Below are 26,918 nucleotides of genomic sequence, written 5' to 3'. Positions count from 1 at the left end.
GCGTCACCGCCGGGCGTCGCGTCAGACGCGGCCGTAGCCGTACGGGGTCATGATGTTCATCCCGCGCTTCTTCACCACGGTGCCCGAGTGCGGCGCGTCGATGATCTGGCCACCGCCCACATAGAGCGCGACGTGCCCGAGACTTCGGTAGAACACGAGGTCGCCCGGCTGCAGTTCGTCCTTGCTGATGTGGGTCACTTCGTTCCATTGCGCCTTGGTCTGGTGCGACAGCGACTTGCCGGCCGACGCCCACGCCGCCGAGGTGAGACCGGAGCAGTCGAAGCTGCCCGGCCCGTCCGCGCCGAACAGGTACGGCTTGCCGAGCTGGTTGTACGCGAACGTCACGGCCGCACCGGCCTTGCCGGAGACCTTCGGGATCGTGCCGGTGTACTTGCCGCCGGTCTCCTGCGCCTGGCCGAAGGCCGTCTCACGCATCTTGTAGAGCCGTTTGAGGTCCTTCTGGATCGCCGTCCGCTGCTTGACCAGCGCCTGCACCTGAGCGGTCTGCTTGGTGCGGGTCGCCTTGAGGGCGGCCTCGCGCGTCGCGAAACCCTCGGTGGCCTCGGTGAAGGTGTCGATGTCGCGCTGGTTGGAGCGGGTGATCATGTCCAGGTACGCGATCCGGTCGACCACGCCGTCCTGGCCACCGCTGAGCAGCGCGGTCATCGGGCCGACACGGCCCTGCTTGTAGGAGGTGGCGGCCAGCGTGCCGACCTTGCCGCTCGCGGCCTTCAGCGCGGCCTGGGCGGGCTTGAGCGACGCCTGGAGCGTCTTCTCGTCAGCCTGGGTCTTCTTCAGGTTGAGGTTCATCTGGTTGTACGACTCGGTGACGTCCTCGAGCTTGTTGGACGCCGTCTCGATCTGCTTCTTCAGCTCGCTGGTGGACGGCGCCGCGTGCGCGGCGGTCCCCAGCGAACCGGTGATCGCGACGGCGAGCGCCGCGACGACGAGGAACCGAAGCCTCGTACGGGGGTGGGGCACCGGTCAGTGGCCTTTCTTCCGCTCGGCCGCCTACCGGGTTAGCTGACGGGCTCGGGCGGGAAGAACGCCCTGCCGCTTGCGCGGATTCGCCCCAAGTAACGCGGGTCCCCGGTTCTGTCACGGCGCCCTTTGGCGTCGTGCAGATTCGGCGGCGTTGGCCGGCGCCACGGGAGGGGGAGTGGCTGCGGACCGAACCAACCGCATTAACTTATCGATGGGATCATCAAAAGCAAGGCCCAGCCGAGTGATTTATGACAATGGCCCGTTAAGCGTCGATGATCCAGATAACGGCATGTAATTCGGCGACCGCAATGCGTCTAACCGGACCGTCAAACGGGACTTTTCGCCAACTCGCCGGTCGGCACCCACTCGCGGGTCACCTTGCGCTCGGCCCAGAACGACAGGAACGGGATCGTGCCGCTGAGCATCACCAGGATCATGCGGCCGAACGGCCAGCGGGCGCGGCGGGACAGATCGAACGTGGCGATCAGATAGACCATGAAGAGGAAACCGTGCGCGGGTCCGACGGCGGCGACCACCGTCGGGTTGTCGGCCAGGTACTTCAGCGGCATGCCGACCACCACGAGCGCGAGCAGGCACACGCCGACGATCCACGCGATGATCCGATATCGGGTCAGGGCACCCTGCACGTTGCTTCGGTCCTATCCGGGATAGTCGCCCGGACGCGCACCCGGATGGGCGGCGAGCCAGGCGAGATAGTCGTTGTAGGCCACCAGTTCGGGATCGTCGGCGTCCGCGGTGGGACGCACGGCCACGCGGACCGGCCGGCCGACGGTAACAGGCGTACCTGGCAGCTTTTCCTCTTGTCGTTCCTGCTGGTCCGGCTCGGGCTGCTCGGGAGGCGCAGCCTTCTTGCGGACGAGCTGGACCTCGCGGAACCACAGGAACACGACGAACGCCGCGAACACCGGCCACTCGAACATGTAGCCCCAGCTGATCGCGTTGCCCTCCTGGGCGCGGCTGAACTGCCACCAGCCCAGCCCCAGGCAGCCCGCGGTCAGCACGATTGCCAGGAGATGCCGGGCGATCCACGCCGGCGTCCACAGGCCCTTCATGCACAGAAGCGTACCGGCGGGCGTTTGGCGGCGGCCCGCATGGGCAACCGTCCAGCATCGAGCCACCCCTCGGTGGCCGCTTCCTGGCCCGACACGACCGGAGGTGCACGATGACAGACACCCGCGGCGACTCGCCGCTCATGGAGAACGGGATCGATCCCGCCTCGCTCAGCGACGAAGACCTGTTCCGCGAGCTCGGCAGCCTGTACCGCACCCGCCTGGAGACGCTCCGGCACGGGCCCGATGCTGCGCTGTCCAACCACTTCAAGCGCACCGCCGAGCTCGAGACGGAGTACATGACCCGCCACCCGGGCCGGGAGGTCGATCCCGACCGGCTCACCCAGGACTTCTAGGGGATTTCCTTGATCCAGTCAGTGCGCGCGCGTCTGACGCGTGTCGAGCGGTCCTACGCCCCTCACGAGCATCGGCCGCTCGGCGGCTATCTGGCGGCCATGGGGGGCTTCACCGCCCTGGCCGGCGCCCTGGCCGGGGCGGCCAAGGTGACCGGCAAACCGGCCCCCGAACGCCCGGCGACCGCCGACGTGGTGCTGCTGTCCCTGGCCACCCACAAGCTGAGCCGGCTGATCGCCAAGGATGCGGTGACCAGCCCGTTGCGGGCTCCGTTCACGCGCTACACCGAGCCGACCGGAGCCTCCGAGCTCAACGAGGACGTGCTCCACCCGGACGGCACGCTCAAGCACAGCATCGGCGAGCTCGTCAGCTGCCCGTTCTGCCTGGCGGTGTGGGTGGCGACGGGGCTGACCGGCGGTCTCGTGCTGGCGCCCCGGCTGACCCGTCTGGTCGCGGTGGCGCTGACGGCGACGGCCGTGTCGGACTTCCTCCAGTTCGGCTATGACGCGGCCAAGAAGTCCACCGAAGGCCAGTAGGCCGGTCCCCGGTACATGCGAAGGCCCGCCCGGCGTTCACGCCCGGACGGGCCTTCGTGCTGTCGCCGTCACGTCAGGGCGGGCCGTCCTTGTCCAGACCGGACCAGCCGTCCGGGCTCTCAGGTTCGGCGTCGTCACGGTCGGCCGTGACGTCGTCGTCCACCGTCGTGCCGTCGTGCTCGCCGGCGAAGTCTTCCTGCTCGTCCGGGTCACCGATCGGTTCCATCGGGCCACTCCCTCCGTCAGACCTCGAGAGCTCGCATTGCTTCGGCCGCCTCGTCCTGGGCGTACTCGCCCTCGGGCAACGCGTCGATCCGGGTGAGCGCCAGGGCGCTCAGGTCGGCGGCGATCGCTCGCCGCTGCAGGTCGGCGCTGGTCAACCGCTCCTGGCCGTCGAAGGCGTCGTCGAGAAAGGCGTCCACCTCACGAATGTCATCCGTCACGGCATCGGGCTACCCGGGGCCGGTCGGCCCAAACGTTGTGATCGGCGTCACATGTGCTGCCGGAATCCCGCCCAGGGTCCGACAGTTGTGAACAGGTGTCGGTGTGCCCAGTGTCCCCGGGCCTCACCCATTGCCTTCACGGATTACCGTTCGGCTGGAGCCGTGTTGAGCCACTCGCCGCGAGGCGACCTGCACACCGACACCCGCGCCGCCCCCGGCCCAGCCGAGGGCGGCGCACCCTTTTTCGGTGCTTGTCCGGCTCGGCCGCCGCGTTTCTCGATCGATGTCGCGGGTAGCTGATCACCCATGAGTGACGACCGGATCGGGCATCGGGCCGCGGACCTGCTCCCCGAGGAGCGGGTGACCGGCAGCGCGGACCCGCAGGCGCAGGCCGAGGCGATTCTCGAAGAGTCCGACGAGCGCGAGCGCGACCTCGAGGCAGCGCCGAGCTCTTTCTTGGAGCACCGGCGCTCGGACCAGACGGCCGACCCCGATGAAACCACCCGGTAGAGGCACAAGACTTACGCGGTCGTCGATGGTCATGGAAGGATGCCCGGCGTGTCTGCCCCTTATCGCCGGGTTTCACCCCCGGACCGCGGTCCCGCTCGCGTGGTGACCCGTCCCCGGCGCGCCCGTCCTCCGGCCCGTCCGGCCGAGCCCGCCGGTCCGCACCCCGTCGAGCTGGCCGGCCTCCTGCACGAGCTCACCGCCCGCCTGCTCTCGGCCGACACGCTCACCCAGGCGCTGGAACGACTGGCCGCCTTCGGCGCCCGTGCGCTGCCCGGCGTCGTCCGCTGCTCGGTCGTCCTGATCGGCGAGGGCGTTCCTCTGACCCACGCCGGCCACGGCGGCCCCGGCACCGCGGTCGACCGCATCCAGTACGCCGCCGGCACCATCGGCCCCGGTCTGGAGTCCGCCCGCACCCGGGCCCTGGTCACCGTGCCGGACCTGGCCCTGGACGCCCGCTGGCCGGAACTGGCCGAGGCCGCGCGGGCCGAGGGCGTGCATGCCATGGCCGCTATCCCGCTCGACCTGCCCCGGGCCGAGGTGGGCGCGCTCAGCCTGTACTTCGACACCGTCGACGCCTCCGGCGCCGACCGTCTGCTCACCGCGATGGCCCTGGCCAACCAGGCCGAGGTCCTGTTCGACGGGCTTCGCCGCCGCGAGGCCCAGAGCTCCGGTGCCACCGTCGACCGGGCCATCGGCGTGATCATCGCTCAGCGCGGCTGCGGGGTGCAGGAGGCCTACGACGTCCTGCGCGACACCGCCCAGCGCCTCGGACTCGACCGCCACGCCGTGGCCGACCGCCTCATCGCCGCGGTCGCCCGCAACGCCTGAGACCGCCGCGGCTCCCCGCAACGCCTGAAACGGCCCCGGTCGCGAGTGCCGGGGCGGCCCGCGTACCGATCGATCGGTACGCGGGCCGCCCCGGCGTCAGCGGGACTTCGTCGGGCTGTTCGGCGTGTGGATCTCCTCGTCGGTGAGGGGACCCGCGCCCACCTCGCCGGGAACGCCCATGCTGTTCTCCGCGGCCAGCAGGTCGTCGGCCCGCTGCTGCTGGGCCGAGCGGTTGCTGAGCGGGATCTCGGGCAGGAAGAAGACCACGATCAGGCCGATCACCATCACGGCCAGGGCCAGCAGGAACACGACCTGGATGCCGTCGGAGAAGCCCACCTTGAACGGGTGCGCCACCACGTCCGACAGGCGGCTCAGGAACGACGTGTCGCTCAGCGCGTCGCCGCCGGTGGCCTGCTGCAAGGTCTGGGCCTGGGCCGGGTCGGCCGCCAGGGCCCGCTGGAACTCGGGGGTGGCCTCCGCGGTCTGGAAGGCGCCGCTGATCTTGCCGGGCAGCACGTTGAAGAGGACCGAGAGGAAGACCGCGGTGCCGAGCGTGCCGCCCATCGAGCGGAAGAACGTCACCGAGCTGGTCGCCACGCCGATCTCGCGCGGGGACACCGCGTTCTGCACGGCGGTGATCATCGGCTGCATGTTGCCGCCCAGGCCGAGGCCCATCACGACCATGATCAGCATGACCCGCCACAGCGGGGTGTCGGCGCCGATGGTCGCGAACAGGGCCAGCGAGATCACCATGAGGGTGCTGCCGATGATCGGGAAGATCCGGTAGCGGCCGGTGCGGGCGATCAGCTGACCCGAGATGATCGAGCCGGACATGATGCCGAAGACGAACGGGATCATCTGCAGGCCGGCTGCGGTCGCGGTCGAGCCCTTCACGATCTGCAGGTACAGCGGGACGGTCATCAGGCCACCGAACATGGCCATGCCCAGGATCGTGCTCGAGGTGGCGCCGACGGCGACCGTCCGGTTGCGGAACAACCGGATCGGCAGCAGGGCCTCATCCCCGTACGCCCGCTCGGCCAGCACGAAGGCGACCAGGCCGATCGCGCCGATGATGTAGCAGAGGAACGCCCGGCCGGAGTCCCAGCCCCAGGTGCGGCCCTGCTCGGCGATGGTCAGCAGCGGCACCAGGCCGACGATCAGCGCGAGCGCGCCGGGCCAGTCGATGCGGTGGTCGACGCGCTGGTGCGGCAGGTGCAGCACGCGGGCGACCACGATCATGGCGGCGATGCCGATCGGGACGTTGAGGTAGAACACCCAGCGCCAGCCGTCGACCCAGAGGATGCTGTCGGCGCCGGCGAAGAAGCCGCCCAGGATCGGGCCGAGCACGCTCGCCGTACCGAAGACCGCGAGGAAGTAGCCCTGGTACTTGGCACGTTCGCGAGGCGGCACGATGTCGCCGATGATGGCGAGCGCCAGCGACATCAGGCCGCCGGCGCCGATGCCCTGGATGGCCCGGAACGCGGCCAGCTCGTACATGTTCTGGGAGAGACCGCAGAGGAACGAGCCGACGACGAAGATGGCGATCGCGAACAGGAAGAACGGCCGCCGGCCGTAGAGGTCGGAGAGCTTGCCGTAGAGCGGCGTCGAGATCGTCGAGGTGATCAGGAAGGCCGTGGTGGCCCAGGCCTGGATGTCGAAGCCGTGCAGGTCGTCCGCGATGGTGCGGGTGGCCGTGGCCATGATCGTCTGGTCCAGGGCGGCCAGGAACATGCCCATCATGAGGCCGCCGAGGATCGTCAGGACCTGACGGTGGGTGAATTCCCCGGACGCCGGCGCGGGCGCCGCGGCGGTGGAATCGGAGTTGCTCACGCGTTCTCCCGAGGTGTGGCGAGGTGGGCCTCGACCGAGCTGTTGAATTCTGCGAAGAGGCCGGCGAAGGTGGCGGCCCGGCCCGCGGGCCAGTCGCTCAGCACCTCACGCAGCCAGGCTTGACGTGCCTCCTCGAGCCGTACGACGGCCACCAGGCCCGCGTCGGTGATCGCGAGCCGTGAGGCGCGGCCGTCCTCGGGGTCGGCCTCGCGGCGGGCGAGACCGGCCTTGACCAGTTGGGCGACCTGACGACTGATCGTCGAGGGGTCGGCCTGCTTGATCTCGGCGAGATCGGTGGCCCGCATCGGGCCCCGGTCACGCAGCGGGAAGAGCAGCATCAGCGCGGAGAACTCCGCCCCCAGGTCTCCGACATTGAGCATGCCTCTGGCGCGGGCCACGAGTCGGTGGAACCGCACAAGTTCGTCGGCGATCTGCGGGATGCCATCACTGGCGTCTGATTCGTCCACGGTCCAGCCTCGAGAAGGTGGAAGGAGGTTGCGTGCAGACTACAACTGGTTGGTCGATGAAACTAAGTCACCTCATCCGCCAGACGGCTGTGACAAGCGTCTCGGTCTCCTCGAGAACGGCCGGAACCGGCACGACGTACTCGGCCACGCGCTCGAAGAGCCGTTCCGGGAAGTACCCCCGCCCGGGGTCACCGACCAGCACCTGCGCCGACTCCCGCCGGGCCGCCCGGAGGCGTCGTGTCATCTCGGCTGCGACGGTGGGGCTGTAGAAGACGTCCCCGGCCAGCAGGACGTCGGGCCGCGCGGAAGGCCGCGCCCGCAGCGTGAGCTGGTTGGCGGCGGCGTTGCGCCCGGCCGCCGCCTCCGCCGCGGGGTCGAGGTCGGTCGCGGCCACCTCGGCGGCGCCGGCCCGGGCGGCGGCGATCGCGGCGATGCCGCTGCCGGTGGCCAGATCGTGGACGACGCGACCGGCGACCGTCTCCGGATGATCGAGCAGATAGCGGGCCAGAGCCTGACCGCCGGCCCAGGCGAAAGCCCAGAACGGGGGCGGTTCGTCGCTGTGGAACTCGCCGTCCGTGGCGTCGAACAGCCCGGCCGACGAGTCCGCCAGATAGAGCGAGATCTCGGGTACGAAGGGCAGTGGCCGCAGGGCGGTCAGCGGTGGGGGCACGCGGCGATTGTGCGGGCCCCGGCGGCCCGCCGCTCGCTAATTGACCCGTGTCACGTCGTCGAGTCGCGCGGTCGTGAACTTCGCCCGGTATTCGGCCCGGGCCGCGGCGGCCCACGGCTCGTCCTCGTCCTCGAGCAGCGGCCGGCTGGCGAGGTAGGCGGCCGCGGTCAGCGGCTTGACGGCACGATCGGCGGGACGGGCGGCGGCCGCCGCGACCAGCTCGTCGAAGCGGGCGGCGTCGACCCGGACCTGCTCCGGGTCGAGCGACCAGCGGCCGGCCCGGCGGCGGACGACGGAGTCGCCGGGTGTCGCGCCGGGCTCCAGCCTGTCCCGGAGGAGTGACATGTCGCTTTCGACGGTCTTCTTCTTTTCACCCAGCAGGCCGGCCAGCTCCGAGGTGGACATTGCGCCGCGCAGCGCGAGAAGAGCCAGGATGCGCCGCGGATGGTCGCCGCCGAAGTCGGTGCCGGTCAGGACGACGCCCCTGGTCCGGACCTCGAGACGACCGAAAAGCTGGATGTCGAACATGTTTCGGAACTCTGCTGTCGAGGGAGTCATGGCAACAAGCCCCAATGCGAGGGGTGGCCTCACCCGAAAGACTGGTTATCGCGTCCGCTCGGACTCAACCGCCCGTCGGGTGTACCGGCGGGGCCGAACCGGGCCGGTGCACCACCAGCCTGTTGGTACGGCAAAGATGAGAGCTGATACTCCTTACACTTCCACGGTCGGGTTTCGGTGAAAGGTGGCGCATGACTAACGGCGATGCGATCAGCGTGCTCGTCGTCGACGGCCATCAGACGTTCGCTGAGCTGCTCGGGCACGCTCTGGCCGGCCAGCCCGACCTGAAGTACGTCGGGCACGCGCTCACCGGGGCCGAGGCTCTCCGTCTCGCCGCCGAGCTCCGCCCCAACGTCATCCTTCTCGATCCGGATTTGTCCGATGCGGACGGAATTGCGATCGCTGAACTGCTGCGGGTGCGCCAGCCGGACACCCGTGTGGTGATCCTCACCGCGAGCGATGAATCGGCGCTCGTCGGCCGGGCGACCGCGGCCGGAGCGGCCGGCTTCCTGTCCAAGAACGGCGCGCTCGGTGATGTGCTCAACGCGTTGCGCACCGCGCACGGCGGCGGCATGACGGTGTCGACCGACATCCTCGCCCGGTTGCTCCGGAGCACCAGCCCGGTGGTGGGCCCGCGAGGTGGCGGCCTCACCGCCCGTGAGGACGAGGTGCTCCAGCTGATGGCGGCCGGTCTGGACGCCCGCGCCATCGCCCGGCGTCTCGGCATCAGCCTGCACACCTGTCGCGGGTACGTGAAGGCCGTATTGGCCAAACTGGGCGCGCACAGCCAGCTCGAGGCGGTCGCGATCGCCACCCGCCGTGGCCTGGTACGACCCGGGCGGCAGTAACCCTAAGTAGTTCTGCTCGGTACTCATCCGGGAAGACGCGAAATCCGTACCTGTTTCCGGGGAATGGCGCGACACCGCGCCGACAGGGGAAGGGCTTCGCGTGGACCGAGCAGCAGCTGACCGAGCAGCGGCTGGTGGGACACCGTCCGATGTGGCGGTGGCCGAGCCGTCGATACCGGGATCGCCTGGGGGCGGCTCCCGCGACACCATGTACCGCCGACCACCGGCCCGCCCGGCGACCGACCCACCCCGGTGGTTCGGAGCCGGCGGAGCGGGCCCGGCCGGGGAGACCGCGACCGGGGAGACTCCGGTCGTGAACGCTGAGGATTTCGGGCCGGGCGCGCCGGGGGCGACCTCCAGCCGGATCTCCTTCGGCTTCTCGTCGGAGCCGATCTCTCCCGTACGTCACCCGGCGTCACCCACGTCGCCGGCCGCGCCCGCGGCCCCGCCGATGGCGCCGCCCGCGGCAGCGACGCCCATAGCAGCGACGCCTGCGGCAGCGACGCCGCCGACGCCGCCGGCTCCGCCGCCGACGCCGCCGGCTCCGCCGCCGACCGGGAGCCGGCCGGCCGAGCGCGCATGGCCGGCCGCTTCGGGGGAGCCCGCGCGGTTCTCTCCGTCGGCTGAGCCCGCGTGGCCGGCTGCTTCGGGGGAGTCGGCGCGGTTCTCCCCGTCGGCTGAGCCGACGTTGCCTGCTGCTTCGGCCGAGCCGGCGTGGCCGGCTGCTTCGGCCGAGTCCGCGTGGCCCGCCGCTTCGGCCGAGTCCGGATGGTCGTCCTCGTCGGCTGATTCCGGGTGGTCTTCCTCGTCGGGTCAGGCCGTCTGGCCGGCGCCGACGGGTGCGGATCCGTCCGAGCTTCCGGTCCGGCGTGCCGGTGGCACCGGGGAGCAGCGCCGCGTCGCCGACACCGGCGAGTTCCGCCGTTTCCTCGACGCCGATGAGCAGCGTGCGCTCTCCGAGACGGCCGAGCGCCGCCCGGTGGCGCCGCCGGTCCGCGCCGGCGAGGTGGCCGCGCCGCCCCGTCAGTCACGTGCGGTCACCGTCGGCATCGTCCTGCTCAGCCTGATCGTGCTGATCGCCGGCGGCATCGTCGGGGTCGTCTACTTCACCGGCAACGACGACGAGCTCGACTCGGTCCTCCAGCTCGGCGCGGGCGAGTCCGGCAAGCGCACCGTGACCGCCCCGCTCGACAACCGCAGCCAGGCCACCTTCGAGATGCTGGCCGCGGCCAACCGGGTCAACCTCTCGATCGGCGAGCTCGGCGACGACCTGTTCCGCATCTCCACCCCCGAGGACGCCGGCTTCCGGCCCAGCCCGGCGCTCCGCAACGACGACGTGAAACTGCAGGTCACCAGCGACGGCGACGGCACCGGCGGCGTGATCGACGTCGTGCTGGCGGCCAAGGTGCGCTGGTCGGTGCGCCTGGCCGGCTATGCCGAGGAGCAGGTCCTCGACCTCAGCGGCGGGCAGGTCAGCGGGGTCGAGATGGTCGGCGGCACGCGCTCGGCGCAGCTGACCCTCGCGCGTCCCGACGGCACCGTGCCGATCAAGGTGAACGGCGCGGTGGAGAAGCTGGTCGTGCGGTCGCCGGCCGGCAGCCCGGTGCGGGTGAAGGTGGGCGGCGGCGCCAAGACCGTGGTCGCCGGCACCCGTACGCTCCGGGATGTGGTGCCCGGCTCGACGCTCACGCCGAAGAACTGGGCGGTGCAGAACCGCTACGACGTCGGCGCGGGCGCGCCGATCACCGCGCTCACGGTCGAGAACGGCTGAGAGGGGCGCCGGTTCGGCGCCCCTCTCAGTTACGACCGGCAGATCAGTGCCGACGGGTCAGGACAGCACGCGCAGGCGGACGGTCTGCTCCATCGCGCGCAGCCGCTCCAGCACCTCGTCGCTGAAGCCACCGCTGATGTCGGTGATCAGATAGCCGTACTCGCCGCGGGTGCTCAGCAGTTGACCCTCCACGTTGACCTTGTGCTCGGCGAGGATGCTGTTGACCTGGGCCAGCACGCCCGGGGTGTTGACGTGCACATGGCCGATGCGGCTCTGACCGGCCTGCTCGGGCAGCGCGACGCCGGGCAGGTTGACGCTCAGGGTGGTGTTGCCGTCCTCGACGAACGAGGCCAGCTTGTTGGCCACGAACCCGCCGATGTCGGACTGCGCCTCCTCGGTCGAGCCGCCGATGTGCGGGGTGAGGATCACGTTGGGCAGCCCGCGCAGCTCGGAGACGAACTCGTCGCCACGGCCCTTGGGCTCGGACGGGAAGACGTCGACCGCGGCGCCGGCGAGATGGCCGCTCTCGAGGGCCTCGCGCAGCGCGACGTGGTCGACCACGATGCCGCGCGAGAGGTTGAGGAAGAGGGCGCCCTCGCGCATCCGCTTGAACTGCTCGGCGCCGAAGAAGCCGGCGTTACCGGGGCGACCGTCGACGTGCAGGGTCACGACGTCGCTGGTCTCGAGCAGCTCCTCGATGCTCGCGCAGCGGTGGGCGTTGCTCAGAGCGAGCTTGTCGGCGGTGTCGTAGAAGGACACGTACATGCCGAGGTTTTCCGCGAGCACCGACAGCTGGGTGCCGATGTTGCCGTACCCGATGATGCCGAGCCGGCGGCCGCGGATCTCGTGAGCGCCCTCGGCCGACTTGTCCCAGACGCCGGTGTGCATCAGCGCGTTCTTCTCGGTCAGCCGCCGGGTCATCGAGATGATCTCGGCGATCGCCAGCTCGACGACCGAGCGGGTGTTGGAGAACGGCGCGTTGAACACGGCGATGCCATTCGCCGAGGCGGCGGTCAGGTCGATCTGGTCGGTGCCGATGCAGAACGCGCCGATCGCGACGAGGCTGTCGGCCGCGTCGAGGACCTTGGCCGTGACCTGGGTCTTGGAGCGGATGCCGAGCAAGTGGACGCCGCGGATGCGGGCGATCAGCTCGGACTCGTCGAGGGCGTTGCGGACGGACTCGACCTCGTATCCGCCCGCCTCGAGCCGGGACACCGCGTCGGGATGGATGCTCTCCAACAGGAGGACTCGCACCTTGGCCTGGTCGGTCATCATGTTCCGTTCCGTGTGTGATGGTGGCCGGTCCGGGCCGCCACGCCGAAGCCCGACTACCCAGACTAGTGCCCTGGACCGCCCGCCCCCGGCCGGTGTGCCGGACCTCCCACCTGATGCGATGCCGGTGCCGGCGGGCGGGGATACGCGTGGGGCGTCGCTGCGGATCAGATCGATGGCCCGGACGTCACGACGTGCGCAGTTCCGTGCCGAGCCAGGGCAGCAGCGCGTCGGCCTGCCATCGCTGGAACGCCCGGACGGAGGGCAGGGACGGCGGCGGCGCGAGGCGCGAGACGTCGCGGAAGAACCCGGCGAATCCCGCGAAGACGTCGGTGACGATCCGCCGGTCGAGGCCCGCGATCACCCGTTCGGGATCGCCGCCGTGCACGGTGACGTTGAGCGCCAGAAGCACCCGGTCGAACCAGATCGGCGCGATGGCGCCCCACGGCCAGTCGACGATCACGAGCCGCCCGTCGGGACGGACGAGCATGTTGTCGGCCCGGATGTCACAGTGCGCCAGCGTGTCCCCGGTGCTGATGGCGGCCAGTCCACGCTCGGCCGCGGCGATCAGCTCGGGCAGGTGTGCGGCGGCCCACGGGTCGAGGTCGGCCGGTGGGTCGGCGGCGATCCGTCGCCAGCCGGCGAAGCCCTCGGTGAGGATCGAGGTCACGGCCGGGACGGTCAACGGCGCCGGCGTGAGCGATTCGGCGAGCTGGGCGAGGGCGGTCACGGCCGCGTCGATCTCACCCTCCACCCAGGGCGTACGGGGGTGAGAGCCCTCGATGTCCTCGAGGACCAGCACGACCCAGTCGCCGTCGTCGATCCAGCCCAGCACCCGCGGCGCGGGGACGTGGTCGGGCAGGGCCGAGGTGATGCGCGTCTCCTGCCGGGCCAGCTCGGCCGAGTGCTCGTTGAGGGCCGGGGTGACCGCCTTGACGAAAGCACGACGGCCGGCCTCGGTGACCACCCGGTCGGCTGTGCCCGGGGAGAAACCGCCGGTCTGCGACACGGCCTCGACGACCCGCCCACCGATGATCCCCTCGACCTGTTCGCGTACGTCGGCGGGCAGATCAGCCCACCCGATCCTCGTTCCGGCTGCCGGCACCATCCCGTGATCGTGACAGCCGGACCCGTCCTGAGCGAGGGAGATTTTCTGTCACACCCCCACGGAACAATCTCCCCATGTCACCAAGAAGGATCTGGGATCCTCAGCCGCGCACCGAGCCGCAGACCTGGCCGGAGCGCGTTCACGCCGCCGCCGAGGAGTCCGAACGCCGTCGTGTGGCCCGCCGGGCCGAGCGGGAGCACCACGCCCGCCGCCGGGCCCACGGCTTGATCGACCGCCACGCGGCCCGGCTGGCCGAGGCCCGCCGCCACGCACGGGTGACATGCGACACGGGCTGAGCTGCAGCGCGGGTCTGGCAGACTCGTCCGAGGGGGTGCACATGGGATCGCTGGGGTGGGCGGTCGCGTTCTCGGTGCTTTCCGCAGCCAGCTACGCGGCTGCGGCGGTCGCCCAGGAACGTCTGGCCGAGCACGGTCAGCGCGGGGTGACGCGGTGGGCGGTCGCCCTGCTGCTCACCGGTGGTGGCGTCGTGCTGCACGTGGTCGCGCTCAATTTCGGCACGATCGCCGTGGTACAGGCGCTGGGCACGCTGACCCTGCTCTTCGCGCTGCCGATCGCCGCCGTGCGTCTGCAGATCCCGATCAGCCGCGCCGCCTGGGTCGACGCGATCCTCACCGTGGTCGGCCTGTCCCTGATCCTGTCGCTGTCCGTCGAGCCCCCCGATCCCGAGCTGCTCGGCGCGCCGGCCGACCGCCGTCTCATCCTGATCACCGTCGGCTTGGTGGTGCTGTTGTCGCTGGCCGCGTGGCGCACCGGCCCGCGGGTGCGGTCGATCCTGCTGGCGGCCGCGGCGGGCACGGCGTTCGGCATCGCCTCGGTGCTCTCCAAGGCAGTGCTGGCCGCGCTCTCCGACGGCGGCGCCGCCGCCGTGTCGCCGCTCGCCGCGGTCGCGGTGCTCGTCTTCTCGACGGGCGGCTACCTGCTGAGCCAGCTCTCCTACGGCCGCGCCGGCCTGGCTGCCCCGCTGGCCACGGTGAGCGTCACCAACCCGGTCGTCGCCGCGACCGCCGGCGTCATCGTCTTCGGCGAGAGCTTCCGCTTCGGCGCCGTCGGCGTGGCCGTCATCGCCGGCGCCGCCGCGCTCATGACCCTCGGCGTCATCGGCCTGGCCCGCCACGCCGCCACCTACACCCCGTCCGACGACGCCACCGACACCACCTCCCGAGCCGACGTCACAGCCTGACACCCACCCGCTGGGTGCCGTCCGCACGCTGCCGCTCACGCGGGCTGCCCCTCACGCTGGTGTTGCTCATCTTGCGCTGCCATGCAGGCGCCGTCTCGCCGCCCGCCCGCCGCCCGTGTTGAGCTGCCCACGCAGGCGCCGTCTCGCCGCCCGCCCGCCGCCCGTCTGCGCAGCCCGCGCTGCGCCGCCGGTGGAAACGCCGGCTTCGTCTCACGCTGCGTCGCCCGCGGAGGTGCCGCCGGTGTTGCTCGGAACCGCGCTTTGCTACTCGCGCTGCGCCGCTGGTGGAAACGCCGGCTTCGTCGCCCGCGGAGGCGCCACCGGTGTTGCTCGGAACTGCGGCTTGCTACCCGCGATGTGCCGCTGGCGGAATCGCCGCCTTTGCCATCGCCGCTCGTGCCGCGCTGTCCGCGGGCAGCGGCGGGGCTTTGCCGGGTGTTGCGAAGATCGGGTGATGACTGTCGATGCGGCGGCGCCGGGCTCGTGGGTGATCAGGGGTCTGGTCTGTGGGACGGTCACGGCCGTGGCGCTCGGGATGGTGTTCGCCGGGCTCGGTGAATATCAGGTCATGGACTACGCCGATCAGGACTTCTCGATCGGGTTGTTCGGGTCGCTGGCCGGGGGGATCGGCGCCGCGATGGTCATCGCGGGGATTCGAGTGCTGCCAGGTGCGGGGCGTGCGTGGTCGCCGGCGCACGTCGTGGTCCCGTTGGTGCTGCTGCCGGTGGTGGTGCTGCCACTCGTGGCCGGTCTCGAACGGGACAACGCCGGGGCCGCGCTCATCTGGGGCACCGCGGCGATCATGACGCACGTGCTGGTCGAGGCCTCGGCGACCTCGAACGGCAAGCGATGGGCGGTGGCCGGGCTCGCTCTCGTTCTCGCCGTCGCGGTGCTGTTCACCTGGGTCTGCCAGCACCGGTGGCGCGCCGGGAAGTTCGAGGCGGTCGGACTGCCGCTCTACGTTCCGCAGGTGCCGGGTCACCACCTGAGCGGCACCTGGGCCGGCCGCTACACCGTGTCGATGTCCTTGCGCGACGACGGGACGGGTCTGCAGTACGTCGACGCGATCATCAGTCGGCCGGATGGGGCGTACGGCCGCTGCGGACCGGGGTTTCCCGAGCGGCGGGTGATCGAACGCGAAGGACTGCCGGCCGGGCTGGGTATCTGCCTGCCCGGCGCCGAGGGCGCCATGATGGTCATCAAGCCGGGTTATCGGTCGCCCGATCTGTCGCCGCTGTTCGACCGGATGACGGTGGGCCGCGTCGACGCCTCGGTGATGGCCGACCACCCCGACGGCGGAGAGACGGAACCCGACTGAGGTCGGCGAACGGAAGAGCAGCGGGGCGGCGGGCGGAAGAACGACGGGGCGGCGGGCGGAAGAACGACGGGGCGGCGGGCGGTACAGCGACGGGGCGGCGGGCGGTACAGCGACGGGGCGGCGGGCGGTACAGCGACGGGGCAGCGGGCGGAACCGCGAGCCGGGTCCGGGGTCAGAGGGCTCGCGGCAGGGTGACCGTGACGATCAGGCCGCCCTCGTCGCGGGCGTCGGCTCGGGCTTCGCCGCCGTGGGCGCGGGCCACGGCTCGGACGATCGACAGGCCCAGGCCGGCGCCGGACGCGTGCAGTCGTTCCGTGCCGTACCGGTGGAAGGGCTCGAACAGGCCGGGCACCTCGTATCGGGGCACGACCGGGCCCGAGTTGCTGACCTCGAGCACGGCCCAGCCGTCCGCCCGTGAGCCGGTGCGTACCCGGACCCAGCCGTTCGCGGGCAGGTTGTGGCGTACGCCGTTCTCGACCAGATTTTGCACCAGCCGCTCGAGCAGCACCGGGTTGCCGGACACCGTCGCTTCGCCGGGCTCGGTGATCACCTTGACCGTGTCCGAGACGGCGACGTGGTCGACGATGTCGGCCAGGTCGACATAGGACCGCTCGGCCACCGGTCGCTCGGACTGGGCCAGCAGCAGCAGGCCGTCGATCAGCCGGCCGTGCCGGTCGTTGATGGCCAGCAGCGTCGTGCCGAGCTGGCGTACCTGCTCGGGCGCGGCTTCCTGGGTGAGCGCCACCTCGAGCAGCGTGCGGTTGAGGGTCAGCGGGGTGCGCAGTTCGTGCGAGGCGCTCGCGATGAACCGCCGCTGGCCGTCGAACGAGTGGTCGAGCCGGGCCAGCATGATGTCGAACGTGTCGGCGAGCTCCTTGATCTCGTCGTCGGGACCGGTCAGCGCGATCCGCTCGTGCAGACCGCGGTCGGCGTCGGGCGCGTCGGCGATGCGGCGGGCGGTTGCGGTGATCTGCTGCAGCGGGTGCAGCATGCGGCCGGCGATCAGCCAGCCCAGGGCGATGGCGGCGGCGCTCACCACGAGCAGCGCTATCCCGCCCTGGGACAGCAGCGTGCTCACTGCGCCGCTGGCGCTCGCCTCGAAGTACTGCCGCGTCTCAGTCAGGTCGCCGGCCACGCCGGGCAGGGGAGCCGTCCGCTCGGACTTGGCGAGCACGTTGGGCAGCCGCTGCGACACCAGCACAGCGGTGGCGCCGAGCAGCACCAGGCCCGCGAGCACGAACAATCCCCCGTAGACGAGGGTGAGCCGGCCACGCACGGTGAGTCTCATGGGATGCGGTACCCCACTCCTGCTTCGGTGAGGACGACGGGTGGGTCGCCGAGTTTGCGGCGCAGCTTCAGGATCGTCATGCGGACGGCGTGGGTGAACGGGTCGGCGTTCTCGTCCCACGCCTTCTCGAGCAGTGTCTCGGCCGACACCGCTGTCCCGTCGGCGCGCAGCAACTCGGCCAGCACGGCGAATTCCTTGCGGGACAGGGGAACGTACCGTCCGTCGCGGTACACCTCGCGCCGGTGCGGGTCGAGGCTGATGCCGGCCCGGCGCAGCACCGGCGGGGCGGCCGGCCGGGCCCGGCGGCCCAGCGCGATGACCCGGGCGCTCAGCTCCCGCAGCGCGAACGGCTTCGGCAGGTAGTCGTCGGCGCCCAGCGACAAGCCGGTGACCCGGTCGTCGACCCCGGCCGCGGCGGTCAGCATCAGCACCCGCGTGTCGCCGCCCCGCTCGACCAGCGCCCGGCACACGTCGTCGCCGTGCACCACCGGCAGATCCCGGTCGAGCACCACCACGTCGTAGTCGTTGACGCCGACCCGTTCCAGCGCGGCGCCGCCGTCGTAGACCACGTCGACCGCGTGCGCGTCGTGACGCAACCCCTGCGCCACCGCGTCGGCCAGCAGCGGCTCGTCCTCGACCACCAGGATCCGCATCTGCCCATCCTGCCGCGTGACCGCGTCACCGGGGCGTCACGTTTTTTCGTGACGGCCGGGAAACCTCGCGCTCGCTCTACTTCGAGCCGTGGCAGCACACCGCTGCCGGTGAGGAGACGTTCCATGCGTACCCGAGCTTTGATCGTCGGATTGATGGTGTCGCTGGCCGTGGCCGCCTGTGGGTCCCCGGCGCAGGACGGCGACGGGGTGGCCACCGCGCAGAGCGGCGCGGCCACCACGAGCCCGGCGCCGTCCGCGAAGGCCGACGAGGACCCGGCGCTGACATTCGCGCGGTGCATGCGGGAGAACGGCATGAGCTGGTTCCCCGATCCCGACGCGGAGGGGCGCACGGTGGTCAAGACACCCAAGGGCCTGGACCCGGCGAAGTTCGAAGCTGCCCAGGAGGCCTGTTCTCATCTCGCGCCCGACGGCGGCGACCCCCAGCGGGCCGACCCCGAGATGGTCGAGCTGGGCCGGCAGATGGCGAAGTGCATGCGCGAGAACGGCATTCCCGACTTCCCCGACCCGCAGCCCAACGGCTCCATCCAGCTCGACCGGGGCAAGCTCGGGACCGGCCCGGGTCAGCCGAAGTTCGACCAGGCGCAGGAGAAGTGCTCGCAGTTCATGCCCGAGGGCCGGTCGGAGCGCAAGGAGGGTTCGGCGTGAGCCGCGGGCGAGCGGCCGGCGTGGTCGCCGGGGTCCTCACCGTGGGCGCGGTCGCGGCGGTCGTCACCGTGATCAACCTGCCCGCGGCCGAGAGCGGTGACGGGCCTCCGGCCGGCAGCGGACCGGCCGAGACCACCGAGATCACCAAGGAGACGCTGATCGACCGCGAATCGCACGACGGCACGCTCGGTCACGGCGACACGGCCACCGTCGCTGCCCGTGGCTCCGGAACCGTCACGGCCCTGCCCGCAGGCGGCGCGATCGTCACCCGCGGTCAGGCCCTCTACCGACTCGACAACAAACCCGTTCCCCTCCTGTACGGGACCCTGCCCGCATACCGCACGCTGCGCCCCGGCGTCGAGGGCGCCGACGTGCTCCAGTTCGAGAAGAACCTGCGGGCGCTCGGCTACCCGGGCTTCACGGTCGACGACGAATACACGTCCGCGACCGCCGCCGCCGTCGAGGACTGGCAGGACGACCTGGGCATAGGCGAGACCGGGCGGGTCGTGGCCGGCCAGATCGCGTACGCCGAAGGCCCGGTCCGGGTCGACTCGCTGAGCAGCGAGCGGGGCGCCGTCGTGCAGCCCGGCACGGAACTGCTCCGGACGACCGGCACGTCGATGGTGGCGACGGTCCCGCTCGACGTGGAGGACCAGCGGCTGGCTCGCGATGGGGCGACGGTCGAGATCGAACTGCCCGACGGCGGCACGACCGCCGGCCGGATCACCGAGGTCGAGACGGTCGTCGAACCGGGCGAGGGCAACCAGGAGGACACCACCCGGATCGAGGTCACGATCGCCTTCGCCAAGACGCCGAAGGGGCTGGGCGAGGCCGCCGTGAGCGTCGGCTTCGTCTCGTCGAAGCGCCCGGACGTGCTGACCGTGCCGGTGCCGGCATTGCTGGCGCTGGCCGAGGGCGGGTACGGCCTGGAGGTCGTCGAGGCCGGCGGGACGCGCGTCGTCCCGGTCAGGACGGGACTGTTCGCCGACGGCCGGGTCGAGGTGTCGGGCGCCGGCCTCCGAGCGGGACTGACCGTGGGGATGCCGTCGTGAACGCCGTCATCGAGTTGGCCGGCGTCACGAAGGCGTACCCCGGCGGCGTCACCGCTCTGCGATCCGTCGACCTGACCGTCACCTACGGCGAACTGGTGGCGATCGTCGGACCGTCCGGCTCGGGCAAGTCGACGATGCTGCACCTGATCGGCACGCTCGACCAGCCCACCCACGGCACCGTACGGATCGACGGGCACGACGTGGCGACGCTGACCGACCGGCAGTTGTCGGCGTTGCGGGCCGGCCGGGTCGGCTTCGTCTTCCAGCAGTTCCACCTGGCGCCGGGCCGGAGCGCGATCGCCAACGTGGCCGACGGACTGCTCTACACCGGCGTACGCCGCAAGGAGCGCGAGGGGCGCGCCGAGGCCGCGCTGCAGCGGGTCGGCCTGGGCGACCGGCTCGACCACCGTCCCCACCAGCTCTCCGGCGGTGAACGTCAGCGGGTGGCGGTCGCCCGGGCGGTGGCGGGAGACCCGGCCGTGCTGCTGGCCGACGAGCCGACCGGCAACCTGGACTCGGTGTCCGGGGCCGGGGTGGTCGAGCTGCTGCGCGAGCTCAACGCGGCGGGCACCACGGTCCTGGTCATCACCCACGACCACGAGATCGCGGACAGCCTGCCCCGGCAGGTGCCGATGCGCGACGGGCAGGTGATCTGACATGGCACTCACCCCCGGCCGGTTGCGGCCGTCGGATCTGTTGCGCCTCGGCGGGTACGGGTTGCAGTCGCGGCCGCTGCGGGCGGTGTTGTCGGCCCTGGGCATCGCGATCGGCATAGCGGCGATGACCGCGGTCGTCGGCATCTCGGCGTCGAGCCGCGCGAACCTCGACCGGGCGCTCGCCGCGCTCGGCACCAACCTGCTGACCGTCAGCCCCGGGCAGACCATGTTCGGCGAGGAGGCGGTGCTGCCCGACTCGGCGGTGCCGATGATCCGGCGGATCGGACCGGTGCAGTCGGCCACCGCGACCGGCAAGCTGCCCTCGACGGCGGTCTACCGCACCGACCGGATCCCGGCTGGCGAGACCGGTGGGCTCGCGGTGCTGGCCGCGCGGCCGGAGCTGCTGTCCACGGTGGGCGCGACGCTGAAGCGGGGCTCGTGGGTCAGGTCGACCTACCCGACCGTGGTGCTCGGGGCGACCGCGGCCGAGCGCCTCGGAAACGGGCCGACCGTCACCATCGACGGCCGCCGGTGGGTCGTGACCGGGGTGCTCGCGCCGGTGCCGCTGGCGCCCGAGCTCGACACGGCGGTGCTGGTCGGCTGGGAGGCGGCCGAGTCGTACCTCAGCTTCGACGGCCACCCGACGACCGTCTACACCCGATCGGCCGACGCCCACGTCCCGGCGGTCCGAGCCGTGCTGGCGCCGACGGCCAACCCGTCGAACCCGGACGAGGTGCGGGTGTCACAGCCTTCCGAGGCGCTCGCGGCCCGGCAGGCCACCGACCGGACGTTCACGGCGCTGCTGCTGGGCCTGGGCGCGGTGGCGTTGCTGGTCGGCGGCATCGGGGTCGCCAACACGATGGTGATCTCGGTGCTGGAGAGGCGGGCCGAGATCGGGTTGCGCCGGTCGCTGGGCGCGACGAGGGGCCAGATCCGCACCCAGTTCGTCGCCGAGTCCCTGCTGTTGTCGCTGCTCGGCGGGGCGGCCGGGGTGCTGCTCGGCTATCTGGTCACCGGCGTGTACGCCACCACCCAGGCCTGGCCGACCGTGGTGCCGCTGTGGGCCCTGGTCGGCGGTGTCGGCGCGACCGTGGTGATCGGTGCGATGGCCGGCCTCTACCCGGCGATCCGAGCCGCGCGGCTGGCGCCGACGGAGGCGCTCGTGGCGGCGTGAGCGATCGGGTCATCCGACTGGCGGGCGATACCGGCCGGATGACCCTATTGTTCCGGCGGCCTCCACAGCCGACACTGCTCCGGCACCCGCTCTCATGAGAGGTCGCCGGATGACGCGGAAAGACGAGGTGAAGGTCACTTCTGTGGCCCTTCTCGAGCAACAGGCCCGCGGGATCGTCCGCGACGACCCGGTCCTCGCCGACGACGCCAGACTGGCCGCGGGCATCCTGAAAGAGGTGCTCAACAGTCCGGACGAATTGTTGGCACCCCTTACCGAAGACATCAGAGCGGTTCGGAGACTTCCGTCGGCATGGGACTCGCGAGTCGGTTTCCTGCTGAGTTTCGGTTTCGCGACGCCGACCTATGCGCTCATCATCTTTTTCAATCCCGAATCGCTGTCGGATCAGGACCGGGATCTCCAGACCAGCGTGCCCCTTCTCGCGCTCGCCACTCTCATCTCGATCGCACTGGCGTGGGCCAAGTGGCGTGAGCGGAAGACAAAGCAACTCGCGATCGCCCGGCTACGGGAGAAGGTCCGCGTTCAGCTGATCGCGGCCATCACTTTCGCGAAGACGGAGGCAACTGCCGACTCGAAACGGTGGTCGGACGATTTCTCGGCCGCCGTCGCGCCGGCGTTGGTCGAGAAGGATCTCCAAGAGGCGGTGTCGTTCACCGGCTATGCCAAGGTGCTGGACTTCGTCGCCTCCCACGACACCTCGGCCGTCGGCATCGCCGGGGCTCGTGGATCCGGCAAGTCCACGCTGATGCAGCAGCTCCGTTTCGACCCCGCGTTTCCCTGTATCGGCATTCGTGTCCCCGTTCCCGTGCACCACGGCGCCGGCGAACTCGTGCGGCTTCTGCATGGGGAGCTTGCGGAGGAGGCCTATCGGTGGGCTCGCGAGAACGAGCGGAGGGTTGGTGCCCGTTGGAGTTGGCGGCAGCGTGCGCTCCCCGCCGCCCGGAAGGTCCTGCTTCCCATAGCGAGGTGGCTCGCACTCCTGCTTGTCGCCATCGTGCTCCTGTTCGTGTGGCTCGGTGACCGGGAGGACATGCGCACTATCGACGATTACCGGGCCGGTTCCGATGCGCAGCTCGCCCGATTTCAGATCAGCTACATCGGGTTGGCAGCGTTGCTCGGGATGACGGTCATCGCCACCTTCCTGGCCGTCAAGGCGTGGCGGGTCTTCCAGGGCCGGGCCTTGCTGGCCGCCTCGCCCACCACCGTCGGTGGGTTAGCCACCCAGCAGCTGGCTTGGCTGCGCTGGGTGACCACGGCGGAGAGCGCCTCGAAGACGTCGTTCAAGATTGACACGCTGGGCTTCGAGGGCCAGAACAAGCTCACCCGCATGGAACGCGACCGTGGTGACCTGGACGCGATCCGAGCCCTCCGGTTGTTCATCAGCGACCTTGTGTTGTTGAGCCCGGAGGGGATCTCCGTGCTGATCTGCGTCGACGAGCTCGACAAGGTCGCTGACGCCGCCGACGCCGTCAAGACGATCAACAGTGTGAAGGACCTCTTCCACATACCGGGTGCTCACTTTCTGGTCTCAGTTTCCAGCGATGCCCTACTGAGCTTCGCCGCGCGCGGCGTACCGGTACGCGATGTCTTCGACTCGTCGTTCGACGCCGTGATCCGCATGCCCGCGCTGACCTTCAAGGAGGCCGGTGATCTCATCGCCCATCGCGATAGCGACGTCACCTTGACCGCGGTGCTGTTCTCCTATGCCTGGTCCGGTGGTAACGCCCGTGACCTGATCCGATCCGCCCGTCATTGCGTGGAAGTCCGCCGCGACCACGGCCGCGATCTCCCCATCGGCCAAGTGGTGGGCAAGGTGCTGGCCGGCGATCTGGCCGAGGTTCTCGAGGCCGCGGTCCAGCGTCTGCAGGTCGAGGGCCTCGACGCCGAACTTGAGGACGTGCTGGCTTTCCAGGAGTTGCTCGACGATCAAACCGGTGAGCTCACCGACGTTCTGGCTGCGGCGTTGCGGGACGCCCGGTTGCCGGTCTTCTCCGACCGCACCTCGGAAGCACAGATGCTGGCCGCCGCCCTCGACCCGTACGCCCGCATCGCCGCCCTGACCGCAGCGCTTTTCGGGCAGCGGAGAACTCCCGAGCAGTGGAGTTCCGCGGCGGTGCGGACCGCCGCGGAAGCCCTGGCCGTCGCCCGCGCCGGCCTCGGTCGTCATCCCGCCGAGATGCGTCGTCTGGTCAGGAAGGCGGTGACCGCGTGCGCGGCGGTGCTGGGCGAGGCCGGGGCCCGTCAGTTCGAGCCGCTTCCACCGGAGCCCGCGACCCGGCGCACGGTGACGCCTCCGCGGCGGAGCTTGACCGAGGTCGTCGCCGGCAACGGCCACCGCACGCCGGTCCAGCCCGCGCCCGAGGAGGAAGAGCAGGAAGAGCACAGCTGACGGTGGCAGGCTGGATGGGTGGAGAGTCGATCTCGGGCCGTGACCGTGTTCGCCGGGCTGGGTGTGGCCTGTGTGCTGGGGTCGCTGGGTTTCTATGCGGCGTTGCACTTCGTCGGGCCCTCGTCGGAGCTGGACTGGAGCCGGCGCACGATCAGCCAGTACGCGCTGCTGGAGAACGGCTGGTGGTTCGACGCGGCCACGTTGCTGCTCGCGGCGGGCTCGGTGGGGGTTCTGCTGGCGGCGTCGCGGGCGGGGGTCGTGCGTGGCGGGGCGGCGGTGGCGTTGGCGCTCTGGGTCGCCGGGCTTGTCGGGGTCGTGTGGTTCGAGAAGCACAACTGGTCGATGGGTCCCTCGATGAGCGGGGACATCCACCGGGTGGCCAGCGTCGTCGCCTTCCTCAGCCTGCCGGTGGCCGCCCTGCTGGCCGCGGCCCGCGCGATACGCGACGCCGGGGCCGGCCCAGCGCGCGGCGCCGGGGCGGGCCCGAGGGGTGGCGCCGGGGCGGGCCCGAGGGGTGGGGCCGCGGCGCGCTCGGGGGGCGACGCCGCGGCCCGCTGGGTGGGGGTCGGTGGGGTGGTCTCGCTGCTGTGCTTCACGCCGATCCTGTGGGCGGTGCTGGCCGAGCCGTGGACGGGTGTCCGCTGGTGGCGGGCCATCCCGCTGGGTGGGGTCGAGCGTCTCCTAGGGCTGGCCGAGGTGCTGACTCTCCTTCTCATCGCCGGCTGGGCGGTGCGTGCCCGGATCCGGCGTTCTGGGAAGGACCCGGTCGTGGCGCAGGGATGAACGGGCCGTCTCGCGGGCGGCCAGCACCGACGCGACGGTGAGCACCGAGGCCACGGTCATGTAGATGGCGACTGCCGTCGTGTTCGGCGACCCGGTGTCGCCGAGCAGGCGGATGGCGATGATCGGGGCCAGCGCGCCGGCGAAGATCGAGGCCAGCTGGTAGCCGACCGACGCGCCCGTGTACCTCACCGACGTACCGAAGAGCTCGGAGAAGAAGGCGGCCTGGGGCGCGTACATGAGCGCGTGGAGCACCAGGCCGACGACGACCGCCAAGATGATCAAACCCTCGGAGCGGCTGCCGACCAGGTCGAAGAAGACGAACGACCAGATCGCGACGCCGACCGCGCCCACCAGGTAGAGCGGGCGGCGCCCGACCCGGTCGGACAGCGCCCCGATGAGCGGGATGACGACGAACTGCACGACCGAGCCGATGAGCAGGGCGCCCAGGATCAGGCCGCGGTCCGACGACGACCCGGCGAAGGTCGTGAGGTAGGTGATCGAGATGACGGTGAACAGGTAGTAGGCGATGTTCTCGGCCAGCCGCATGCCCATCGCCAGCACCACCTCGCGGGGGTAGCGGCGCACGACCTCCAGCAGCGGCTGGTGCCGCGCCGGCATCGCGGAGCGCGCGGCCAGGAACAGCGGCGACTCCTCGACGGACAGTCGCACCCACAGCCCGACCAGCACCAGGACGGCGCTGAGCAGGAACGGGACGCGCCAGCCCCAGGCGTTGAAGGCCGCCTCGGACTGCACCGCGGCCAGCACCCACAGCACCGCGGTGGCCAGCAGGTTGCCCAGCGCCACCCCGGCCTGCGGCCACGACGACCACAGCCCGCGCCGGTTGTCGTCGCCGTGCTCGGCCGCCATCAGCACCGCGCCGCCCCACTCGCCGCCGACTGCGAAGCCCTGGAACAGCCGGCAGACCAGCAGCAGGATGGGCGCCGCCACGCCGATGGTGGCGTAGGTGGGGAGCAGCCCGATGGCGATCGTCGCCAGCCCCATCATCATCAGCGAGACGACCAGCATCTTCTTGCGGCCGACGCGGTCGCCGAAGTGGCCGAAGACGATGCCGCCGAGGGGCCGGGCGACGAACCCCAGGGCGTACGTGCCGAAGGCCAGCAGGGTGGCGGTGGCCGGCTCGGAGTCGGGGAAGAACAACTTGCCGAACACCAGCGCGGCCGCCGACCCGTACAGGAAGAAGTCGTACCACTCGACGGCGGTGCCGATCAGCGAGGCGAAGACGACCTTGATCAGGGGCTTTTTCACGGGTCTCCTCAAGCCTGGCAGAGCACGTAGTAGTTCGCGCCGGTGCTGCGCAGCCCGCGCGTGATCGCGGTGTTCCACAGGCCCATGGCCTGGTTGGAGCCGTTCGCGTACGTGTAGCCGCCCGACTGGTGGGCCCGGCCCGCGACGGTGTGGGCGTAGTTGCTGGCGGTGACACACGGCCCGGCCGGCGGCGTAGTCGGCGGGGTGGTGGTGGGCGGGGTCGTCGGTGGCGGGGTCGGGCCGCCGTTTCCGGTCAGTCCCCAGAAGCGGGCGATGTGGTAGGACGAGCAGATCGAGGCCAGGAAGTACGCGCCGGTGGCGCCGCACTGATCCTCCGCGCCACCCGGGTTGACCGGCGTTCCGTGGCCCAGCCCGGGCACCCGGTTGAGTTGCACGGCCTGCCCATAGCTCTCCTGAACGGTCCCGCCGGGCAGGGTGGTCGTGGCCGTCGGCGTCTGGCCGAGCCCGTGCACGTTCGTCCACTGGTCGCGCAGTTCGGTGGCGTTCGCCGGCACGACGGTGCTGTCCGCGGTGCCGTGCCAGATCGCCACGCGGGGCCGCGGCCCGCTGTAGCCCGGGTAGGCGGCGCGGACGAGGTCACCCCACTGGGCCGGGGTCTTCGGCTGGGCCTGGTACTGGCAGATCGTGCCGCAGTTGTACGGCAGCCCCGCGACGACCGCGCCCGCGGCGAACACGTCCGGATAGGTCGCCAGCATCACCGCGGTCATCGCCCCGCCGGCCGACAGCCCGGTGACGTAGACGCGCGCCGGGTCCGAGCCGTAGGTCGCCACCGCGTACGCGACCATCTGCCGGATCGACAGCGCCTCGCCCTGCCCGCGGGCGATGTCTCCCGCGGTGAACCAGTTGAAGCAGCTCAGCGCGTTGTTGGCCGACGTCTGTTCGGGGACGACGAGCGCCGCCTGGTAGAGGTCGGCGTACTTGCCCCAGCCGGAGCCCGCGTAGTAGCCGGCCGCGTTCTGGGTGCAGCCGTGCAGCGCCACCACGACCGGCCGGCCCGCGGGCAGACCGGTCGGGACGTAGCTGAACATCCGCAGCGCCCCGGGGTTGCTGCCGAACCCGGTCACCTGCGTCAGGGTGGCGGCGCCTCGAGCCGGCGCCACCGCCAGTCCGATCATCAAAGCGGCGAGCGCCGCGACCACTGCCCACAACCGGACCCGCATGACCGACCTCCCTTGCTGTGACCC

30 protein-coding genes and 1 riboswitch are annotated in these 26,918 nt (G+C 71.1%); of the genes, 15 read left to right on the top strand and 15 right to left on the bottom strand.

Going from position 1 to position 26,918, the window contains the following annotated elements:
• Positions 1 to 21 precede the first annotated feature (21 nt).
• From HJC40_RS11180 to HJC40_RS11170, 3 genes are all read right to left on the bottom strand, one after another.
• The gene (locus tag HJC40_RS11180) at positions 22 to 981 is read right to left on the bottom strand and encodes a C40 family peptidase (RefSeq protein ID WP_250000816.1); all 960 of its coding nucleotides are present in this window, start codon (positions 979 to 981) and stop codon (positions 22 to 24) included.
• 12 nt (positions 982 to 993) lie between these two features.
• Positions 994 to 1,142, bottom strand: a riboswitch (cyclic di-AMP (ydaO/yuaA leader).
• A 168-nt stretch (positions 1,143 to 1,310) separates the two neighbouring features.
• The gene (locus HJC40_RS11175) at positions 1,311 to 1,631 is read right to left on the bottom strand and encodes a DUF3817 domain-containing protein (RefSeq protein WP_250000815.1); all 321 of its coding nucleotides are present in this window, start codon (positions 1,629 to 1,631) and stop codon (positions 1,311 to 1,313) included.
• 12 nt (positions 1,632 to 1,643) lie between these two features.
• Positions 1,644 to 2,057: a hypothetical protein gene (locus HJC40_RS11170; protein WP_250000814.1), complete on the bottom strand. Its 414-nt coding sequence runs from the start codon at positions 2,055 to 2,057 to the stop codon at positions 1,644 to 1,646.
• A gap of 110 nt (positions 2,058 to 2,167) precedes the next feature.
• Here HJC40_RS11170 and HJC40_RS11165 point away from each other — a divergent pair, with 110 nt between their 5' ends.
• The gene (locus HJC40_RS11165; protein WP_250000813.1) at positions 2,168 to 2,410 is read left to right on the top strand and encodes a DUF6158 family protein; all 243 of its coding nucleotides are present in this window, start codon (positions 2,168 to 2,170) and stop codon (positions 2,408 to 2,410) included.
• Between the two features lie 12 nt (positions 2,411 to 2,422).
• Positions 2,423 to 2,944 carry a DUF1360 domain-containing protein gene (locus tag HJC40_RS11160; RefSeq protein WP_250001545.1) on the top strand — a complete coding sequence of 174 codons (522 nt, stop codon included), beginning with the start codon at positions 2,423 to 2,425 and terminating at the stop codon, positions 2,942 to 2,944.
• 73 nt (positions 2,945 to 3,017) lie between these two features.
• Here HJC40_RS11160 and HJC40_RS11155 read toward each other — a convergent pair whose 3' ends face one another.
• Together HJC40_RS11155 and HJC40_RS11150 are read right to left on the bottom strand one after the other, a co-directional pair.
• Positions 3,018 to 3,170 carry a hypothetical protein gene (locus tag HJC40_RS11155; protein WP_250000812.1) on the bottom strand — a complete coding sequence of 51 codons (153 nt, stop codon included), beginning with the start codon at positions 3,168 to 3,170 and terminating at the stop codon, positions 3,018 to 3,020.
• Positions 3,171 to 3,186: 16 nt separating this feature from the next.
• The gene (locus HJC40_RS11150; protein WP_250000811.1) at positions 3,187 to 3,387 is read right to left on the bottom strand and encodes a hypothetical protein; all 201 of its coding nucleotides are present in this window, start codon (positions 3,385 to 3,387) and stop codon (positions 3,187 to 3,189) included.
• A gap of 306 nt (positions 3,388 to 3,693) precedes the next feature.
• On the opposite strand from HJC40_RS11150, the gene HJC40_RS11145 reads away from it, so the two are divergent.
• Both HJC40_RS11145 and HJC40_RS11140 read left to right on the top strand, forming a co-directional pair.
• Positions 3,694 to 3,897 carry a hypothetical protein gene (locus HJC40_RS11145; protein WP_250000810.1) on the top strand — a complete coding sequence of 68 codons (204 nt, stop codon included), beginning with the start codon at positions 3,694 to 3,696 and terminating at the stop codon, positions 3,895 to 3,897.
• 48 nt (positions 3,898 to 3,945) lie between these two features.
• Positions 3,946 to 4,725, top strand: coding sequence for a GAF and ANTAR domain-containing protein (locus HJC40_RS11140; RefSeq protein WP_250000809.1), 780 nt, complete (start codon positions 3,946 to 3,948; stop codon positions 4,723 to 4,725).
• Positions 4,726 to 4,821: 96 nt separating this feature from the next.
• Here HJC40_RS11140 and HJC40_RS11135 read toward each other — a convergent pair whose 3' ends face one another.
• The 4 genes from HJC40_RS11135 to HJC40_RS11120 form a co-directional block, all read right to left on the bottom strand.
• The gene (locus HJC40_RS11135) at positions 4,822 to 6,555 is read right to left on the bottom strand and encodes an MDR family MFS transporter (RefSeq protein ID WP_250000808.1); all 1,734 of its coding nucleotides are present in this window, start codon (positions 6,553 to 6,555) and stop codon (positions 4,822 to 4,824) included.
• Complete coding sequence (locus HJC40_RS11130) at positions 6,552 to 7,022, bottom strand: MarR family transcriptional regulator (protein ID WP_250000807.1); 471 nt, start codon at positions 7,020 to 7,022, stop codon at positions 6,552 to 6,554. The genes HJC40_RS11135 and HJC40_RS11130 overlap by 4 nt, the downstream gene beginning before the upstream one ends.
• A gap of 67 nt (positions 7,023 to 7,089) precedes the next feature.
• The gene (locus HJC40_RS11125) at positions 7,090 to 7,692 is read right to left on the bottom strand and encodes a methyltransferase (RefSeq protein ID WP_250000806.1); all 603 of its coding nucleotides are present in this window, start codon (positions 7,690 to 7,692) and stop codon (positions 7,090 to 7,092) included.
• A 36-nt stretch (positions 7,693 to 7,728) separates the two neighbouring features.
• Positions 7,729 to 8,220, bottom strand: coding sequence for a hypothetical protein (locus HJC40_RS11120; protein ID WP_250000805.1), 492 nt, complete (start codon positions 8,218 to 8,220; stop codon positions 7,729 to 7,731).
• Between the two features lie 221 nt (positions 8,221 to 8,441).
• Here HJC40_RS11120 and HJC40_RS11115 point away from each other — a divergent pair, with 221 nt between their 5' ends.
• The gene (locus HJC40_RS11115) at positions 8,442 to 9,098 is read left to right on the top strand and encodes a response regulator transcription factor (protein WP_250000804.1); all 657 of its coding nucleotides are present in this window, start codon (positions 8,442 to 8,444) and stop codon (positions 9,096 to 9,098) included.
• A gap of 688 nt (positions 9,099 to 9,786) precedes the next feature.
• Positions 9,787 to 10,869: a hypothetical protein gene (locus tag HJC40_RS11110; protein ID WP_250000803.1), complete on the top strand. Its 1,083-nt coding sequence runs from the start codon at positions 9,787 to 9,789 to the stop codon at positions 10,867 to 10,869.
• Between the two features lie 57 nt (positions 10,870 to 10,926).
• On the opposite strand, the gene serA is transcribed toward HJC40_RS11110, so the two are convergent.
• Both serA and HJC40_RS11100 read right to left on the bottom strand, forming a co-directional pair.
• Positions 10,927 to 12,144, bottom strand: a complete 1,218-nt coding sequence (gene serA / locus HJC40_RS11105; RefSeq protein WP_284043031.1) for a phosphoglycerate dehydrogenase — start codon at positions 12,142 to 12,144, stop codon at positions 10,927 to 10,929.
• A 184-nt stretch (positions 12,145 to 12,328) separates the two neighbouring features.
• Positions 12,329 to 13,249, bottom strand: coding sequence for a phosphotransferase family protein (locus tag HJC40_RS11100; protein WP_250000802.1), 921 nt, complete (start codon positions 13,247 to 13,249; stop codon positions 12,329 to 12,331).
• 74 nt (positions 13,250 to 13,323) lie between these two features.
• Here HJC40_RS11100 and HJC40_RS11095 point away from each other — a divergent pair, with 74 nt between their 5' ends.
• From HJC40_RS11095 to HJC40_RS11085, 3 genes are all read left to right on the top strand, one after another.
• The gene (locus HJC40_RS11095) at positions 13,324 to 13,545 is read left to right on the top strand and encodes a hypothetical protein (protein WP_250000801.1); all 222 of its coding nucleotides are present in this window, start codon (positions 13,324 to 13,326) and stop codon (positions 13,543 to 13,545) included.
• Positions 13,546 to 13,586: 41 nt separating this feature from the next.
• Positions 13,587 to 14,450 carry a DMT family transporter gene (locus tag HJC40_RS11090; RefSeq protein WP_250000800.1) on the top strand — a complete coding sequence of 288 codons (864 nt, stop codon included), beginning with the start codon at positions 13,587 to 13,589 and terminating at the stop codon, positions 14,448 to 14,450.
• Between the two features lie 454 nt (positions 14,451 to 14,904).
• Positions 14,905 to 15,768, top strand: a complete 864-nt coding sequence (locus HJC40_RS11085) for a hypothetical protein (protein ID WP_250000799.1) — start codon at positions 14,905 to 14,907, stop codon at positions 15,766 to 15,768.
• A gap of 172 nt (positions 15,769 to 15,940) precedes the next feature.
• Here HJC40_RS11085 and HJC40_RS11080 read toward each other — a convergent pair whose 3' ends face one another.
• Both HJC40_RS11080 and HJC40_RS11075 read right to left on the bottom strand, forming a co-directional pair.
• Positions 15,941 to 17,056, bottom strand: a complete 1,116-nt coding sequence (locus HJC40_RS11080) for a HAMP domain-containing sensor histidine kinase (RefSeq protein ID WP_250000798.1) — start codon at positions 17,054 to 17,056, stop codon at positions 15,941 to 15,943.
• A complete protein-coding gene (locus HJC40_RS11075) occupies positions 17,053 to 17,709 on the bottom strand; it encodes a response regulator transcription factor (protein WP_250000797.1) in 657 nt (218 codons plus the stop codon). Before HJC40_RS11075 ends, HJC40_RS11080 begins: the two co-directional genes overlap by 4 nt.
• Before the next feature lie 123 nt (positions 17,710 to 17,832).
• Between HJC40_RS11075 and HJC40_RS11070 the strand changes: the two genes are divergently transcribed.
• From HJC40_RS11070 to HJC40_RS11045, 6 genes are all read left to right on the top strand, one after another.
• Positions 17,833 to 18,375, top strand: coding sequence for a hypothetical protein (locus tag HJC40_RS11070; protein WP_250000796.1), 543 nt, complete (start codon positions 17,833 to 17,835; stop codon positions 18,373 to 18,375).
• Positions 18,372 to 19,427 carry a peptidoglycan-binding protein gene (locus HJC40_RS11065; protein WP_250000795.1) on the top strand — a complete coding sequence of 352 codons (1,056 nt, stop codon included), beginning with the start codon at positions 18,372 to 18,374 and terminating at the stop codon, positions 19,425 to 19,427. The genes HJC40_RS11070 and HJC40_RS11065 overlap by 4 nt, the downstream gene beginning before the upstream one ends.
• On the top strand, positions 19,424 to 20,083 hold the full coding sequence (locus tag HJC40_RS11060; protein ID WP_250000794.1) for an ABC transporter ATP-binding protein: 660 nt from the start codon (positions 19,424 to 19,426) through the stop codon (positions 20,081 to 20,083). Before HJC40_RS11065 ends, HJC40_RS11060 begins: the two co-directional genes overlap by 4 nt.
• A 1-nt stretch (position 20,084) precedes the next feature.
• On the top strand, positions 20,085 to 21,257 hold the full coding sequence (locus HJC40_RS11055) for an ABC transporter permease (protein WP_250000793.1): 1,173 nt from the start codon (positions 20,085 to 20,087) through the stop codon (positions 21,255 to 21,257).
• Between the two features lie 109 nt (positions 21,258 to 21,366).
• Positions 21,367 to 23,664, top strand: coding sequence for a hypothetical protein (locus HJC40_RS11050; RefSeq protein ID WP_250000792.1), 2,298 nt, complete (start codon positions 21,367 to 21,369; stop codon positions 23,662 to 23,664).
• An 18-nt stretch (positions 23,665 to 23,682) separates the two neighbouring features.
• Positions 23,683 to 24,447 (top strand): DUF998 domain-containing protein, encoded by a 765-nt coding sequence (locus HJC40_RS11045; RefSeq protein WP_250000791.1) that lies wholly within the window; start codon positions 23,683 to 23,685, stop codon positions 24,445 to 24,447.
• Here the strand turns inward: HJC40_RS11045 and HJC40_RS11040 are convergent.
• Positions 24,346 to 25,713, bottom strand: a complete 1,368-nt coding sequence (locus HJC40_RS11040) for an MFS transporter (RefSeq protein WP_250000790.1) — start codon at positions 25,711 to 25,713, stop codon at positions 24,346 to 24,348. The two genes, HJC40_RS11045 and HJC40_RS11040, sit on opposite strands and share 102 nt — an antisense overlap.
• A gap of 8 nt (positions 25,714 to 25,721) precedes the next feature.
• Positions 25,722 to 26,894 carry a PHB depolymerase family esterase gene (locus tag HJC40_RS11035; RefSeq protein ID WP_250000789.1) on the bottom strand — a complete coding sequence of 391 codons (1,173 nt, stop codon included), beginning with the start codon at positions 26,892 to 26,894 and terminating at the stop codon, positions 25,722 to 25,724.
• Positions 26,895 to 26,918: the final 24 nt, after the last annotated feature.

This window comes from Actinoplanes sp. M2I2 (genome assembly GCF_023544445.1).
GTDB lineage: Bacteria > Actinomycetota > Actinomycetes > Mycobacteriales > Micromonosporaceae > Actinoplanes.
Note: the sequence above shows the minus strand (reverse complement) of the source record. Positions and strands in the feature narration are given on the sequence as shown.

Excerpts from the sequence above, each read along its gene's own strand:
- HJC40_RS11170 (WP_250000814.1), bottom strand. The coding sequence starts at position 2,057 with ATGAAGGGCCTGTGGACGCCGGCGTGGATCGCCCGGCATCTCCTGGCA.
- HJC40_RS11165 (WP_250000813.1), top strand. The coding sequence starts at position 2,168 with ATGACAGACACCCGCGGCGACTCGCCGCTCATGGAGAACGGGATCGAT.
- HJC40_RS11155 (WP_250000812.1), bottom strand. The coding sequence starts at position 3,170 with ATGGAACCGATCGGTGACCCGGACGAGCAGGAAGACTTCGCCGGCGAG.
- HJC40_RS11145 (WP_250000810.1), top strand. The coding sequence starts at position 3,694 with ATGAGTGACGACCGGATCGGGCATCGGGCCGCGGACCTGCTCCCCGAG.
- HJC40_RS11120 (WP_250000805.1), bottom strand. The coding sequence starts at position 8,220 with ATGTTCGACATCCAGCTTTTCGGTCGTCTCGAGGTCCGGACCAGGGGC.
- HJC40_RS11115 (WP_250000804.1), top strand. The coding sequence starts at position 8,442 with ATGACTAACGGCGATGCGATCAGCGTGCTCGTCGTCGACGGCCATCAG.
- serA (WP_284043031.1), bottom strand. The coding sequence starts at position 12,144 with ATGATGACCGACCAGGCCAAGGTGCGAGTCCTCCTGTTGGAGAGCATC.
- HJC40_RS11100 (WP_250000802.1), bottom strand. The coding sequence starts at position 13,249 with ATGGTGCCGGCAGCCGGAACGAGGATCGGGTGGGCTGATCTGCCCGCC.
- HJC40_RS11095 (WP_250000801.1), top strand. The coding sequence starts at position 13,324 with ATGTCACCAAGAAGGATCTGGGATCCTCAGCCGCGCACCGAGCCGCAG.
- HJC40_RS11090 (WP_250000800.1), top strand. The coding sequence starts at position 13,587 with ATGGGATCGCTGGGGTGGGCGGTCGCGTTCTCGGTGCTTTCCGCAGCC.
- HJC40_RS11085 (WP_250000799.1), top strand. The coding sequence starts at position 14,905 with ATGACTGTCGATGCGGCGGCGCCGGGCTCGTGGGTGATCAGGGGTCTG.
- HJC40_RS11080 (WP_250000798.1), bottom strand. The coding sequence starts at position 17,056 with ATGAGACTCACCGTGCGTGGCCGGCTCACCCTCGTCTACGGGGGATTG.
- HJC40_RS11075 (WP_250000797.1), bottom strand. The coding sequence starts at position 17,709 with ATGCGGATCCTGGTGGTCGAGGACGAGCCGCTGCTGGCCGACGCGGTG.
- HJC40_RS11070 (WP_250000796.1), top strand. The coding sequence starts at position 17,833 with ATGCGTACCCGAGCTTTGATCGTCGGATTGATGGTGTCGCTGGCCGTG.
- HJC40_RS11055 (WP_250000793.1), top strand. The coding sequence starts at position 20,085 with ATGGCACTCACCCCCGGCCGGTTGCGGCCGTCGGATCTGTTGCGCCTC.
- HJC40_RS11050 (WP_250000792.1), top strand. The coding sequence starts at position 21,367 with ATGACGCGGAAAGACGAGGTGAAGGTCACTTCTGTGGCCCTTCTCGAG.
- HJC40_RS11035 (WP_250000789.1), bottom strand. The coding sequence starts at position 26,894 with ATGCGGGTCCGGTTGTGGGCAGTGGTCGCGGCGCTCGCCGCTTTGATG.